This is a genomic window from Porphyrobacter sp. CACIAM 03H1, assembly GCF_002215495.1.
In the GTDB taxonomy this organism is placed as follows: Bacteria; Pseudomonadota; Alphaproteobacteria; order Sphingomonadales; family Sphingomonadaceae; genus Erythrobacter.
Window position 1 is genome coordinate 2,121,545 of record NZ_CP021378.1, and the last position, 12,802, is coordinate 2,134,346.

Here is a 12,802-nt window from a genome sequence, read left to right on the forward strand (position 1 = left end):
CGCTTACTGATCGAGGAACGACCGCATCTTGCGCGATCGGCTCGGGTGCTTCAGCTTCCTGAGCGCCTTGGCCTCGATCTGGCGGATACGTTCGCGGGTCACCGAGAACTGCTGGCCGACTTCTTCCAGCGTGTGATCGGTGTTCATCCCGATCCCGAAGCGCATGCGCAGCACGCGTTCCTCGCGTGGGGTAAGCGAGGCGAGCACGCGGGTGACGGTTTCCTTGAGGTTCGCCTGGATCGCGGCGTCCACCGGGATGATCGCGTTCTTGTCCTCGATGAAATCGCCGAGGTGGCTGTCTTCCTCGTCGCCGATGGGCGTTTCGAGGGAGATCGGCTCCTTGGCGATCTTCATCACCTTGCGGACCTTCTCGAGCGGCATCGAGAGGCGCGCGGCCATTTCCTCCGGCGTCGGCTCGCGGCCTTCTTCGTGGAGGAACTGACGGCTCGTGCGCACCAGCTTGTTGATCGTCTCGATCATGTGGACCGGGATACGGATGGTGCGCGCCTGGTCGGCGATCGAGCGGGTGATCGCCTGCCGGATCCACCACGTCGCGTAGGTCGAGAACTTGTAGCCGCGGCGGTACTCGAACTTGTCGACCGCCTTCATCAACCCGATGTTCCCTTCCTGGATGAGGTCGAGGAACTGCAAGCCGCGGTTGGTGTACTTCTTGGCGATCGAGATCACGAGGCGCAGGTTCGCCTCGACCATCTCCTTCTTGGCGATGCGCGCCTCGCGCTCGCCCTTCTGGACCATGTTCACGATGCGCCGGAACTCGTTGAGGCTCATGCCGGTCTGCGCGGCGATATCGGCGATCTCGACACGGATGCGCTCGATCGCGTCCTCCTCGCGCTCGGCGAAGGCGGCCCACTTCTTGTCCTTCTTCGCCCGCTCCTTGAGCCAGGCATCGTCCATCTCGTTGCCCATGTAGGCCCCGAGGAAGTCGACGCGCTTGATCTTGTGGCGCTCGGCCAGGCGCAGCATCTGCCCGCCCAGCGTCGTCAGCCGGCGGTTGAAGGCGTAGAGGTTGTCGACCAGGAATTCGATCTTGGTCGCGTGGAACTGCACGGACTCGACCTCGGCGGTGAGGTCCTCGCGCAGTTGTTCGTACCTGGCTTCCTTGGCCGGCGGGAAGGCATTGCCGGCAGCGAGGGTTTCGACCCGCTCCGCCTGGAGCTTCTCGAAATCGCCGAACAGCTTGGTGATGCGCGCGAAGCGTTCGAGCGCCTCCGGCTTCAGCGCGGCCTCCATCTGGGCGAGGGAGAGGGTGTTGTCCTCCTCGTCGTCCTCCTCGCGCTTGGCGCGGGGCTCGCCGTCCTCGTCCTCGTCGGCTTCCTCCGGCTCTTCCTCGACCTCGTCGTCCTCGCGGATGGTGGGGCCGGCGGTGGCTTCGGAGATCTCGTCGTCGTCATCGTCCTCGGCGCCCTCGGCCATCTTCTCGGCCGGGGGTTCCTTGGAGAGCATCGCGTCGAGATCGAGGATCTCGCGAAGCTGCATATCGCCGTTGTTGAGCGCCTCGGACCACTGGATGATCGCGTGGAAGGTGATCGGGCTTTCGCACAGGCCCATGATCATCATGTCGCGGCCGGCCTCGATGCGCTTGGCGATGGCGATCTCGCCCTCGCGGCTGAGCAGCTCGACCGCGCCCATTTCGCGCAGGTACATGCGCACCGGATCGTCGGTGCGCTCGCCGGTCGCGAGTTTCTTGTTGGCGGCGCGGGCGTCCTTGGCGGGGCCGCGCTTCTCGCCGTCGTCGTCCTCGTCCTCGTCGTCGGCGACGATGTCGTCGCTCTCGCCGTCCTCGCGGTCCTCGGCCTCGGCCTCGGCATCCTCGTCGCTCTCGACGATCTGCACGCCCATTTCGCTGAGCGCGGTCTGGATGTCCTCGATCTGGTCGGGGCTCATCTCGCCCGAGGGCAGCGCCTCGTTCAGCTCGTCATAGGTGACATAGCCGCGCTTCTTCGCCTTGCTGATCAGCTTCTTGATCGAAGCCTCGTTGAGATCGATCAGCGGGGCATCTTCCTTCTCGGCCATATTTTTCGTGTCTATCCGTTGCCGGGCGGCTCGCCGCGAGGGGGAGCCGCCTGTTAATCCCTGTCCGCCGCCGGGGCGGCATCGTCACCCGTGCCGGGCCCTGCCGCCGCCTTGCGGCGACCGAAGGCCTTGAGGCGCTCTTCGACTGCCATGAGCTGCGCGCGCAGACGGGTCTGCTCGGCGAACGATCCTTCGGGATCGTCCTCGAAACGCGCGATGGTGGCCGCAAGCGCAGCCTCCAGCGCCGGCCGTTCGACCAGCAGCGACACAGCTTCAGCCAGTTCCTCGCGCGCGGCGTCGGGATCGGTGCCTTCATCGAGAAAGGCGTAACGGATATCTGCCGACGGGGCGGGTTGGCCTTGCGCGTTGCATATGGCGACAGGGGCGCGCGAATCAAGCGTTTCTGCAAGCTCGAACAGCGATTCGATGTCGGCGGCCGCCGCCGGGGCACTGCGGGCGAGGGTCGAGAGTGCCTCGGCATGGCGTGCGATCGCCTGCGGATGGCGTGCAAATCCGGCCAGAACGGCGCTGAGCAGGCCCTGCCGCTGGCTCCCCGCCATGATCGCCGCGAGCCGCGCGCGCGCCTCCTCCGACAGCCCCGGCGGCGGCAGCGGCGCCCCCCGCCAGCCGCCGCGCTGACCGGCAGGCGCGCGCGGGGGGAGGGCGGGGCGCGGCGGTCGGGGCGGATAGGCGAAAGCCGAGAAACGGTCGGAAAGCTCGCGGCGATAGAGGCCCTTGATCTCAGGATCGGCGATGGTCTCGACATGCGCCATCAGCCGCGCCTTGAGGCCCGCCTTGGCCTCGGGCGTGTCGAGCACCTGCGCGTCGCGTTCGAAGGCCCACAGGGTGTCGATGAGACTGGCGGGCTCGGCCAGCAGTCGTTCCATCGCCGCCTTGCCCTGCTGCTTCAGAAGATCATCGGGATCGAGCCCCGCGGGCAGGCGCACGATCCCCAGCGAGCGCATCGGGGCGAGCAGCGGCAGGGCACGGGTGATGGCGCGCATCGCCGCACGCTGGCCCGCCGCATCGCCGTCGAAGCACAGCACCGGCACCTCGACCATGCGCCACAGCAGTTCGAGCTGCATCTCGGTGAGCGCCGTGCCGAGCGGGGCGACCACATCGGCGATTCCCGCATTGGCGAGCGCGATCACGTCCATGTAGCCCTCGACCACCACAACCCGCCCGCTCTGCCGCGCGGCGGGGGCGGCGCGGTGGAGGTTGTAGAGCGTCCGGCCCTTGTCGAAGAGTTCGGTGTCGGGGGAGTTCAGATATTTCGCAACGCCATCCCGCTTGTCGAGGATGCGCCCCCCGAAGGCGATCACGCGTCCGCGCGCGTCCTGGATCGGAAGCATGACGCGCCCCCGGAAGCGGTCGTAGCGTTCGCCCTGTTCGCTCGCCGCGCGCATCCCCGCGCCTTCGAGCATGTCCTCGCCGAACTGCGACAGCGCCCTGGGGAGGGCCTGCCGATCATCGGGCGCCCAGCCGAAGCCGAATTCGCGCATCACCGCAGGGGAGAAGCCGCGGCGCTCGAGATAGTCCCGCGCCGCCGCGCCGCCGGGTCCGGCAAGGCTATCGACGAAGAAGCGCTGCGCCGCCTCGGTCACGTCGATCAGGCTTGCCCGGGCTTCCGCTTTCCTCGCCTGCACCGGATCGGGGGCGGGGACCTCCATCCCCGCCATCGCGGCGAGTTCCTTGACCGCGTCCAGGAACTGGAGGCCCGCATGATCGACCATCCAGCTGATCGCATCGCCATGCGCCCCGCAGCCGAAGCAGTGGTAGAACTGCTTCTGGTCATTGACGTAGAAGCTCGGCGTCTTCTCGTCGTGGAACGGGCAGCACCCCTTCCACTCGCGCCCCGCCCGGGTCAGCTTGACGCTGCGCTGGACGAGTGTCGAGAGCGTGATCCGCGCACGCAGCTCGTCCTTCCATTGCGGGGTGATGGCCATCCTAGCCTACTGCTCTTCCACCCCGTTCGTGTCGAGCGAAGTCGAGACACCTATCGGTGGATCACCTGTGGATCGTTCCGACGGCGGCTTGGCGAAGTATGAAAGGGAGCGCCAATCGGACCGGGCAAGCGCTTCCTTCTTGGCGCGCGACCACTTCTTCACGCCCAGCTCGGCTTGGAGGGCTTCGTAGCGCGAAGGGAAATCCTGCGCCCAGAGCAGCGTCACGGGCCGGCGTCTGAAGGTGAAGTCGCAGAAGCCGCCATGCTGATGCTCGGCCAGCCTGCGCTCCAGATCATCGGTATGGCCGGTGTAATATCTGCCATCGGAACAGCGCAGGATGTAGCACCAGAAGGCCATTGCCTATCCATACCCGTTCGCCTCGAGCGAAGTCGAGAGGCCATCAGCGCAGGGTGTCTCGACTACGCTCGACACGAACGGAGGTTGGTTGGGGTATCCGGGGCGAACGGTGTGAATTACGAAAGCGCCGCCTTCACCAGCCCGCTGGCGAGCTTGCCGTCGAGCACCGCGCCGTGGCGGGCCTTCAGCTCGGCCATGACGGTGCCCATGTCCTTCATGGTCGAGGCGCCGGTCTCGGCCTTGATCGCCTCGATCGCGGCCTTCGTCGCGGCCTCGTCCATCATAGCGGGCAGGAATTCCTCGATCACCGCCAGCTCCGCGCGCTCGACGGCGGCGAGCTCGGTGCGCCCGCCCGCGTCGTACATCTCGATCGATTCGCGGCGCTGCTTGGCCATCTTCTGGAGCACGCTCACCACCAGCTCGTCGTCGGGCGTCGGCTTGGAAGCGGTGCGTTCCTCGATGTCGCGGTCCTTGATCTTGGCGCTGATCTGGCGGAGCGCGGCGGTGCGGTCCTTCTCGCCCGCCTTCATCGCCGCGATGGTGGCGGCCTTGATATCGTCTCGGATCATCGCATCTTTCCTGTGGAAGGGGTTTCTGGCCGGCGCCCCTAACGCAAATCAATCGCCAAGCCTAGGTTGACGCGGGGGGCCGGGAGGCGTAGCGGGCAAAACTTAGCACCATCGCCGGAAAACCTGTTCAACGGAGCGCCCCATGGCCGACCCCGCACCTTCTCGCGCGCAACCTTCGGGAGCCACGGGAGTCCTCGTTCTGGCCGATGGCACCGTGGTCTGGGGCCGGGGCTTCGGCCATGTCGGCACGAGCGTCGGCGAGGTGTGCTTCAACACCGCCATGACCGGCTACCAGGAGGTGATGACCGATCCCTCCTACGCGGCGCAGATCGTCACCTTCACCTTCCCGCACATCGGCAATGTCGGCGCCAATGGCGAGGACGTGGAGAGCCGCGTCGAGGGCGCGGTCGGCTGCGTGGTGCGCGAGGACGTGACCGAGCCGAGCAGCTTCCGCTCGATCGAACGCTTCGCCGAGTGGATGGCGCGGAACGGCAAGATCGGCCTTTCGGGCGTCGACACGCGCGCGCTCACCCGCCGCATCCGCCAGAGCGGCGCGCCCAACGCGGTGATCGCCCATGCGCCGGACGGCAAGTTCGACATCCCGGCGCTCGTCAAGCGTGCGCAGGAATGGCCGGGTCTCGAGGGCATGGACCTCGCGATCCGCGTCACCCGCGACAAGCACGAGGGCTGGGAGGGCGGCTACTGGACGCTCGGCAAGGGCTATGGCCGCGCGCCGTTCGACGCCAAGCCGCACGTGGTCGCCATCGATTACGGCGCGAAGGACAATATCTTCCGCAACCTCGTGAAGGCGGGCGCGCGGGTGACGGTGGTGCCGGCCAAGACCTCGTTCGACGAGGTGATGGCCTTGAAGCCCGACGGCGTGTTCCTCTCCAACGGCCCGGGGGACCCGGCCGCGACCGGCGAATATGCCGTGCCGGTGATCAGGGCGCTGCTCGATGCCGACGTGCCGCTGTTCGGCATCTGCCTCGGCCACCAGTTGCTCGCGCTCGCCGCAGGGGCGAAGACGATCAAGATGCACCAGGGCCACCGCGGCGCGAACCACCCCGTCCAGCGCGTCGGGGAAGGGTGGGGCGAGACCACGGGGCTGGTCGAGATCACCTCGATGAACCACGGTTTCGCGGTCGACGCGGCGACCCTGCCCGAAGGTGTGGAGCAGACGCACGTCTCGCTCTTCGACGGGACGAATTGCGGCATCGCGATAAGGGGCAAGAAGGCTTTCGCGGTGCAGTATCACCCCGAGGCGAGCCCCGGGCCGCAGGACAGCTTCTACCTGTTCGAGAAGTTCGTCGGGGGGCTGGGGTGATCGGCACGCTTCGCAGCGTTGCTTTCGTGCTTGCCGCGCCTTTCGCCGTGATGGCGTGCGGGCCGGAATCCACGACCATTTCGGTCGATCTTCCGAGCACGATCGATTTCTCGGACGGCTTCCAGCAAGCCGATGCCGATGCCATCCGTCGCAAATGCGGTGCAACGGACGTCGAGCTCGAGGTCAGGCCGGACGGCGAAATCAGGTTCGAGCCGAGTCCGTACGCCGATTATGAAGCCTCGGCCTGTGTGTTGCGCTACATCAAGCAGTCGGGTGCCACGAAGTTCGGTTTCGTCGGTAACGAGAAGTATCAGGCCGATGAATAGCCGTATCGCCTTGGTCCCCGCTGCGCTGCTGGCTGCCCCCGCGCTCGGCCAGAATCCCGCGCCCGTGGCCGAATGGCCCGGCGCGGAGATCGCCGAGGGCGTTGCCTTTCGGGGCGATGGCTCCGTGACGCTCGAAGCCTCGCCCGAGACCGGCCTACCCGTCGTCACCTTCTGGCGTCCCGTGCTCCATGACGAGAACACCCGCTACCCCGTCGCGGGCCGCATGGACTGCCGCATCGCCGCAAGCGAGGGGCCGTTCGAGGACGCCGCCTTCGATCCGCAGGCGAGGCACAAGGCTGTGGCCGGGCAACGCAAGGAACAGGGCTATATCGACACCGAGCGCCTCGCCTCAGGCACCGGCGTCGTCAAGCAGCTCGATGTCACCGGCCGGCGCAACGGCCCGCGCTCCCACTACGTGCTGAGCTACATCATGGCGCGCGACGGCGAGCGCCTGATCGATATCCGCCGCAACTGCACCTTCATCTTCGGCGCCGCCGCCTCCAGGCCCGACGTGCTGCCCTACGTGAACCGCTACACCAGACTGATCTTCGCTTTCGGCGCCGATGCCGGAGCCCATGGCGGTGGGGAGGGATGATGGGCCGCACCATGTTCGCCGCCTTGGCCGTTCTCGCGCTCGCCGGATGCAGTGACTGGCGGGAGGGCGAGGAGGGCGTCGAGGCCTGCCTGAAGCGGTTCGCGCCGAAAGAGGGGGCGGTCGATCCGCTGGCCGATGATACGAACCAGTGGGTGCCGTCCTATACCTATGACGTGACGAAGGTGGCGGACCCGCACGCCTTCGGACAAGAGGTGCACAAGCGCGGCGGCAAATTCTGGTGGGTGGGATGGCAGGGCAGCCGACCTCCCGAACAGCAATTGCAACGTGAGCGCGACAAGCTCAACGACATGCCCGCCACCGAGGCTGGCGCGGTCGTGCTGGCGGGCGATCCCGCGCTCTACAAGGTGCGCGGCAAGCCCGGTCTCAACCGCGATCTGCTGCGACAGGGGTGCGAGGGCCAGCGCGCCGGAATGCGGCTCGTCAGCTGGCAGGCCGCCCGCGCCGATTTCATCAAGGACGGCAAATTGCCTTCCGGCCCGACCGCCGCCGAAATCCGCGCGGTGCAAGAACTGGACAGACCCAAGATCAAGGACCTTCTTCCCTGATGCCCAAAAGAACCGACATTTCCTCGATCCTCGTCATCGGCGCCGGCCCGATCATCATCGGCCAGGCCTGCGAGTTCGATTACTCCGGCACGCAGGCGATCAAGGCGCTGAAGGAGGAGGGGTACCGCGTCATCCTCGTCAACTCCAACCCCGCGACGATCATGACCGATCCGGAGTTCGCGGACGCGACCTATATCGAGCCGATCACGCCCGAGATCGTCGCCAAGATCATCGCCAAGGAGCGGCCCGATGCGCTGCTGCCGACGATGGGCGGGCAGACGGCGCTCAACTGCGCGCTGAAGCTCGACGAGATGGGCGTGCTCGCCGAATACGGCGTCGAGATGATCGGCGCCAAGGCCGACGCGATCGACAAGGCCGAGAACCGCCAGCGGTTCCGCGATGCGATGGACAAGATCGGCCTCGAAAGCGCACGCAGCGGCGTTGCCAACACGGTCGAGGAAGCCTTCGCCATCCTCGAGCGCACCGGGCTGCCCTCGATCATCCGTCCCTCCTTCACCCTCGGCGGGACCGGCGGCGGCATCGCCTACAACAAGGCCGAGTTCGAGAAGATCGTGCGCGAGGGCCTCGACGCCTCGCCCACCACCGAAGTCCTGATCGAGGAATCGCTCCTCGGGTGGAAGGAGTTCGAGATGGAGGTGGTGCGCGACCGCAAGGACAACGCGATCATCGTCTGCTCGATCGAGAACGTCGATCCGATGGGCGTCCACACCGGGGACAGCATCACCGTCGCCCCGGCGCTGACGCTGACCGACAAGGAATACCAGATCATGCGCAACGCGAGCATCGCGTGCCTGCGCGAGATCGGGGTGGAGACGGGCGGCTCCAACGTCCAGTTCGCGGTCAACCCAAAGGACGGGCGCCTGATCGTGATCGAGATGAACCCGCGCGTCAGCCGCTCCTCGGCGCTGGCGTCCAAGGCGACGGGTTTCCCGATCGCGCGGGTCGCGGCCAAGCTGGCGGTCGGCTACACGCTCGACGAGCTCACCAACGAGATCACCGGCGCGACCCCTGCGAGCTTCGAGCCGACCATCGACTATGTCGTCACCAAGATCCCGCGCTTCGCCTTCGAGAAGTTCAAGGGCGCACAGCCGGACCTCTCCACCGCGATGAAATCGGTCGGCGAGGTCATGGCGATCGGCCGCAACTTCCAGGAAAGCGTGCAGAAGGCCCTGCGCGGGCTCGAAACCGGGCTTGACGGGTTCAACCGCGTGCCCGAGCTCGAAGGCGCGGGCCCCGAGGTCATCACCGCCGCCCTCTCGCGCCGCACCCCGGACCGGCTGCTCAAGGTCGGGCAGGCCTTCCGCGAGGGTCTGAGCGTCGAGGAGATCGCCGCCGTCACCCATTACGATCCCTGGTTCCTGCGCCATATCGAGGCGATCATCGCCGCCGAGAAGGCGATCCAGGCCGATGGCCTGCCGCGCGATGCCGCGGGGCTGCGGCGGCTTAAGGCGATGGGCTTTTCCGACCGCCGTCTTGCCACCCTCGCGGTGCGTTCGGTGGGCGTTGCGGGCGGACTCGCCGAGACCCAGGCCCGGCGTTCCGGCCTGCTCCACGATGCGCTCGTGGCGATGGCGGGCGCGACCAGCGCGGAGGAAGTCCGGCAGCTGCGCCACAAGCTCGGCGTGTTCCCCGTCTTCAAGCGCATCGACAGCTGCGCCGCCGAGTTCGAGGCGATCACCCCCTACATGTATTCGACCTACGAGGCCCCGAGCTTCGGCGAGCCCGAATGCGAGGCGGACCCCTCCGAGCGCCGCAAGGTCGTGATCCTCGGCGGCGGGCCGAACCGGATCGGGCAGGGGATCGAGTTCGACTATTGCTGCGTGCACGCCTGCTTCGCGCTCGCCGAGCAGGGCTTCGAGACGATCATGGTCAACTGCAACCCCGAAACCGTCTCGACCGATTACGACACCTCCGACCGCCTCTATTTCGAGCCGCTGACCGACGAGGACGTGCTGGAAATCCTGCGCGTCGAGCAGTCGAAGGGCGAACTCCTCGGCGTGATCGTCCAGTTCGGCGGGCAGACCCCGCTCAAGCTGGCGCAGGCCCTGGAGGATGCGGGCATCCCGATCCTCGGCACCTCGCCCGACGCGATCGACCTTGCCGAGGACCGCGAGCGGTTCGCCAAGCTGGTGAGCAAATTGAAGCTCAAGCAGCCCGAGAACGGCATCGCCCGCAGCCGCGACGAGGCCGCCGCGGTCGCCGCGCGCATCGGCTATCCGGTGCTGCTGCGCCCCTCCTACGTGCTCGGGGGCCGGGCGATGGAGATCGTCGACAGCGTTGCGCAGCTCGACGACTACATCGCCACCGCGGTCAATGTCTCGGGCGACAGCCCGGTGCTGATCGACCAGTATCTGCGCGACGCGATCGAGTGCGATGTCGATGCGCTTTGCGACGGCGAGGAAGTGCGCATCGCCGGCGTGATGCAGCACATCGAGGAAGCCGGCGTCCATTCGGGTGACAGTGCCTGCACCCTGCCGCCCTATTCGCTTTCGCCGGACATCATCGCCGAGATGGAGCGTCAGGCCGAGGCGCTGGCCTTCGCGCTGGGCGTGAAGGGGCTGATGAACATCCAGTTCGCGGTGAAGGACGGCAACGTCTACCTCATCGAGGTCAACCCGCGCGCCAGCCGCACCGTGCCCTTCGTCGCCAAGGCTATCGGCCAGCCGGTCGCCAAGATCGCCGCGCGGGTGATGGCGGGCGAGAAGCTTTCCGGCTTCGAGCCCTTCAAGCGCAACCTGCCCTATATCGCCGTCAAGGAAGCGGTCTTCCCCTTCGCGCGCTTCCCGGGATCGGACCCGGTGCTCAGCCCCGAGATGAAATCGACCGGCGAGGTGATGGGGATCGATGCCACCTTCGAGGCCGCCTTCCTCAAGTCGCAGATCGGCGCAGGCTCGATCCTGCCCCAGGCGGGCACGGTGTTCGTCAGCGTCAAGAACACCGACAAGCCGGTGATCGTGGCGGGCGTCCGGCGGCTGATCGAGCACGGCTTCCGCGTGCTCGCCACCGGCGGCACCCAGAGCTACCTTGCCGAACAGGGGCTTGCCGTGGAGCGGGTCAACAAGGTCGCCGAAGGCCAGCCGCACATCGTCGACAAGATCATCGACGGGGAGATCGCGCTGATCTTCAACACCACCGAAGGCTGGCAGTCGCTGCTCGACAGCAAATCGATCCGCCAGGCCGCGCTTTCGGGCAAGGTGCCCTACTACACCACCGCCACCGCCTCGGTCGCGGCGGCGGCGGCGATTTCGGCGATCCGGCCCGAGCAGCTTGAAGTCCGCAGCTTGCAGGACTATTATGGGACCTGACTGACACCTCCCCCCGACATCGAGAGTGCCTGACGTCGAGCCAGTTGGACGGCGGCAAGGGCTTTCTTTCCCGGTTCACAAGGGGGAGGGACAACAGACAGAAAGAAAAGACATATGGCGACGATGGAAAAGGTCCCGATGCTGGCCGAGGGTTACGAGCGGCTCACCGCCGACCTCAAGGTCCTGCGCGAGGAACGCCCCCGGATCGTCGAGGCGATCGAGGAGGCCCGCGCCCACGGCGACCTTTCGGAAAACGCCGAATACCACGCCGCCAAGGAGCGGCAGGGCCAGGTCGAGGCGCAGATCGCCGAGTTGGAGGACAAGGTCAGCCGCGCGCAGATCATCGATCCGACCACGCTGTCGGGCGACAAGATCATCTTCGGCGCAACCGTGACCCTGCTCGACGAGAACGACAAGCCGGTGCGCTACCAGATCGTCGGCCAGACCGAGGCGGACGCGAACAAGGGCCGCATCAGCTACAACTCGCCGCTGGCGCGCGCGCTGATCGGCAAGCAGGTCGGCGACGAGATCGAGGTGACGGTGCCCTCGGGCGAGAAGTTCTACCTCGTCGAGAAGATCGAGTTCATCTGACGAACGGGCCGGGGGGCGCGACATGGCCGTTGTTCCGGTGAGGCCCCTTGCCGAGCGCAGGGTTGCCGCCGATTTCCTCGATGCGGGCGCTGTCAGCATGGCCGACGCCATCGCCTATGCACCGACCCGCCCGAGCAGCCGGCGCGCCTTCGAGCGGCTGAAGGGTGCCGACGTGCTCAGGACCGACGGGCAGGGCAAGTGGTGGCTCGACGAGGAGCGCTGGAACGGCCGCCGCTCCGATCGCCGCACCCGGGTTGTTCTGACGATGCTGGCGGTTGCCGCCGCGGGGGCCTTCGCCGCGCTGCGCTAGGCGGGTCGTCGCGCGGTCGTTGCACTGTCGTTGCCCGGTCATTGCCGGTTTCACGTGGAACAGGCCGCGTCGCCCCGCGTCTCAGCCGAGGCGTTTTTCCATCGCGTAATTGTGGATCGCCACTTCGCCGCCCTCGACGGGAATGGTGAAGTCCCGGCGGTTGAGCAGCACATAGCCCGCCCGTGCAAAGACCGGCCGGGCCAGTTCGCTCGCCTCGGCGAACAGGCGGGCCAACCCCCGCCCGCGCGCCTCGGCCTCGGCGGCGGCGAGCAGGGCGACGGCAAGTCCCTTTCCGGTGTGCGCAGGATGGCAGTAGAGCATGTCGAGATGCCCGTCCGCCTCGAGCACGGTGTAGGCGAGGGGCTGGTCATACGCAGCTGCCGCGACGAGGATCACGTCGCCCCGCGCGGCTCCGTCCAGCAATCGCTGCACCGAATAGCGCGCCGACCACGCCGCGACCTGCGCGGGCGAATAGGCCGCTAGCGCCGTCTCGCGGATCGCCGCCAGGGTCAGCGCCGCGATTTCCTCGGCATCGCCTTCACGATAGAAGCGGATCACCGCCACGAGGCGACTATTCCTCCGGAGTCAGCAGCTTGTGGATGTGGACGACGACATACTTCATCTCCGCATCGTCGACCGTGCGCTGCGCCTGCGCGCGCCAGGCGTCGACCGCGGCGTCATAGGAGCTGAAGACGCCGACGACGTGGATGCTCTCCGGGTCCTGGAACTCGAGGCCGCGCGGGTCCTTGACGCGGCCGCCCATGACGAGGTGGAGCCGCTGGGTGGGGGTGGTTTCTGCCATGTTTTAAGCCCTTGGGGAGGAACGATGCGCGCCCCTTAGCGCGCTCGCCGCCAAGG

13 protein-coding genes are annotated in these 12,802 nt (G+C 67.1%); 7 read left to right on the forward strand and 6 right to left on the reverse strand.

What is annotated here, in order from left to right; genetic code table 11:
* Positions 1–3: 3 nt before the first annotated feature.
* The 4 genes from rpoD to CBR61_RS10160 form a co-directional block, all read right to left on the reverse strand.
* Positions 4–2,034 (reverse strand): RNA polymerase sigma factor RpoD, encoded by a 2,031-nt coding sequence (gene rpoD, locus CBR61_RS10145; RefSeq protein ID WP_088914245.1) that lies wholly within the window; start codon positions 2,032–2,034, stop codon positions 4–6.
* A gap of 53 nt (positions 2,035–2,087) precedes the next feature.
* Positions 2,088–3,980 (reverse strand): DNA primase, encoded by a 1,893-nt coding sequence (gene dnaG, locus CBR61_RS10150; protein ID WP_088914246.1) that lies wholly within the window; start codon positions 3,978–3,980, stop codon positions 2,088–2,090.
* A 6-nt stretch (positions 3,981–3,986) separates the two neighbouring features.
* The gene (locus CBR61_RS10155; protein ID WP_088914247.1) at positions 3,987–4,337 is read right to left on the reverse strand and encodes a GIY-YIG nuclease family protein; all 351 of its coding nucleotides are present in this window, start codon (positions 4,335–4,337) and stop codon (positions 3,987–3,989) included.
* A gap of 116 nt (positions 4,338–4,453) precedes the next feature.
* Positions 4,454–4,906: a GatB/YqeY domain-containing protein gene (locus CBR61_RS10160; protein ID WP_088914248.1), complete on the reverse strand. Its 453-nt coding sequence runs from the start codon at positions 4,904–4,906 to the stop codon at positions 4,454–4,456.
* A 142-nt stretch (positions 4,907–5,048) separates the two neighbouring features.
* Between CBR61_RS10160 and carA the strand changes: the two genes are divergently transcribed.
* The 7 genes from carA (at position 5,049) to CBR61_RS10195 (ending at position 11,944) form a co-directional block, all read left to right on the forward strand.
* Positions 5,049–6,230, forward strand: coding sequence for a glutamine-hydrolyzing carbamoyl-phosphate synthase small subunit (carA, locus tag CBR61_RS10165; protein WP_088914249.1), 1,182 nt, complete (start codon positions 5,049–5,051; stop codon positions 6,228–6,230).
* Positions 6,227–6,556, forward strand: a complete 330-nt coding sequence (locus CBR61_RS10170; RefSeq protein ID WP_088914250.1) for a hypothetical protein — start codon at positions 6,227–6,229, stop codon at positions 6,554–6,556. The genes carA and CBR61_RS10170 overlap by 4 nt, the downstream gene beginning before the upstream one ends.
* Positions 6,549–7,151 carry a carbamoyl-phosphate synthase large subunit gene (locus CBR61_RS10175; protein ID WP_088914251.1) on the forward strand — a complete coding sequence of 201 codons (603 nt, stop codon included), beginning with the start codon at positions 6,549–6,551 and terminating at the stop codon, positions 7,149–7,151. Before CBR61_RS10170 ends, CBR61_RS10175 begins: the two co-directional genes overlap by 8 nt.
* A complete protein-coding gene (locus CBR61_RS10180; RefSeq protein ID WP_157696561.1) occupies positions 7,151–7,717 on the forward strand; it encodes a hypothetical protein in 567 nt (188 codons plus the stop codon). Before CBR61_RS10175 ends, CBR61_RS10180 begins: the two co-directional genes overlap by 1 nt.
* A complete protein-coding gene (gene carB / locus CBR61_RS10185) occupies positions 7,717–11,043 on the forward strand; it encodes a carbamoyl-phosphate synthase large subunit (RefSeq protein ID WP_088914253.1) in 3,327 nt (1,108 codons plus the stop codon). Before CBR61_RS10180 ends, carB begins: the two co-directional genes overlap by 1 nt.
* A 114-nt stretch (positions 11,044–11,157) precedes the next feature.
* Entirely contained in the window at positions 11,158–11,634 is a 477-nt protein-coding gene (gene greA / locus CBR61_RS10190) for a transcription elongation factor GreA (RefSeq protein ID WP_088914254.1), read from the forward strand.
* Positions 11,635–11,656: 22 nt separating this feature from the next.
* Positions 11,657–11,944 carry a hypothetical protein gene (locus CBR61_RS10195; RefSeq protein WP_088914255.1) on the forward strand — a complete coding sequence of 96 codons (288 nt, stop codon included), beginning with the start codon at positions 11,657–11,659 and terminating at the stop codon, positions 11,942–11,944.
* An 81-nt stretch (positions 11,945–12,025) separates the two neighbouring features.
* Here CBR61_RS10195 and CBR61_RS10200 read toward each other — a convergent pair whose 3' ends face one another.
* Both CBR61_RS10200 and CBR61_RS10205 read right to left on the reverse strand, forming a co-directional pair.
* A complete protein-coding gene (locus tag CBR61_RS10200; RefSeq protein ID WP_233996697.1) occupies positions 12,026–12,508 on the reverse strand; it encodes a GNAT family N-acetyltransferase in 483 nt (160 codons plus the stop codon).
* Positions 12,509–12,515: 7 nt separating this feature from the next.
* Positions 12,516–12,746, reverse strand: coding sequence for a DUF4170 domain-containing protein (locus tag CBR61_RS10205; protein WP_088914256.1), 231 nt, complete (start codon positions 12,744–12,746; stop codon positions 12,516–12,518).
* Positions 12,747–12,802: the final 56 nt, after the last annotated feature.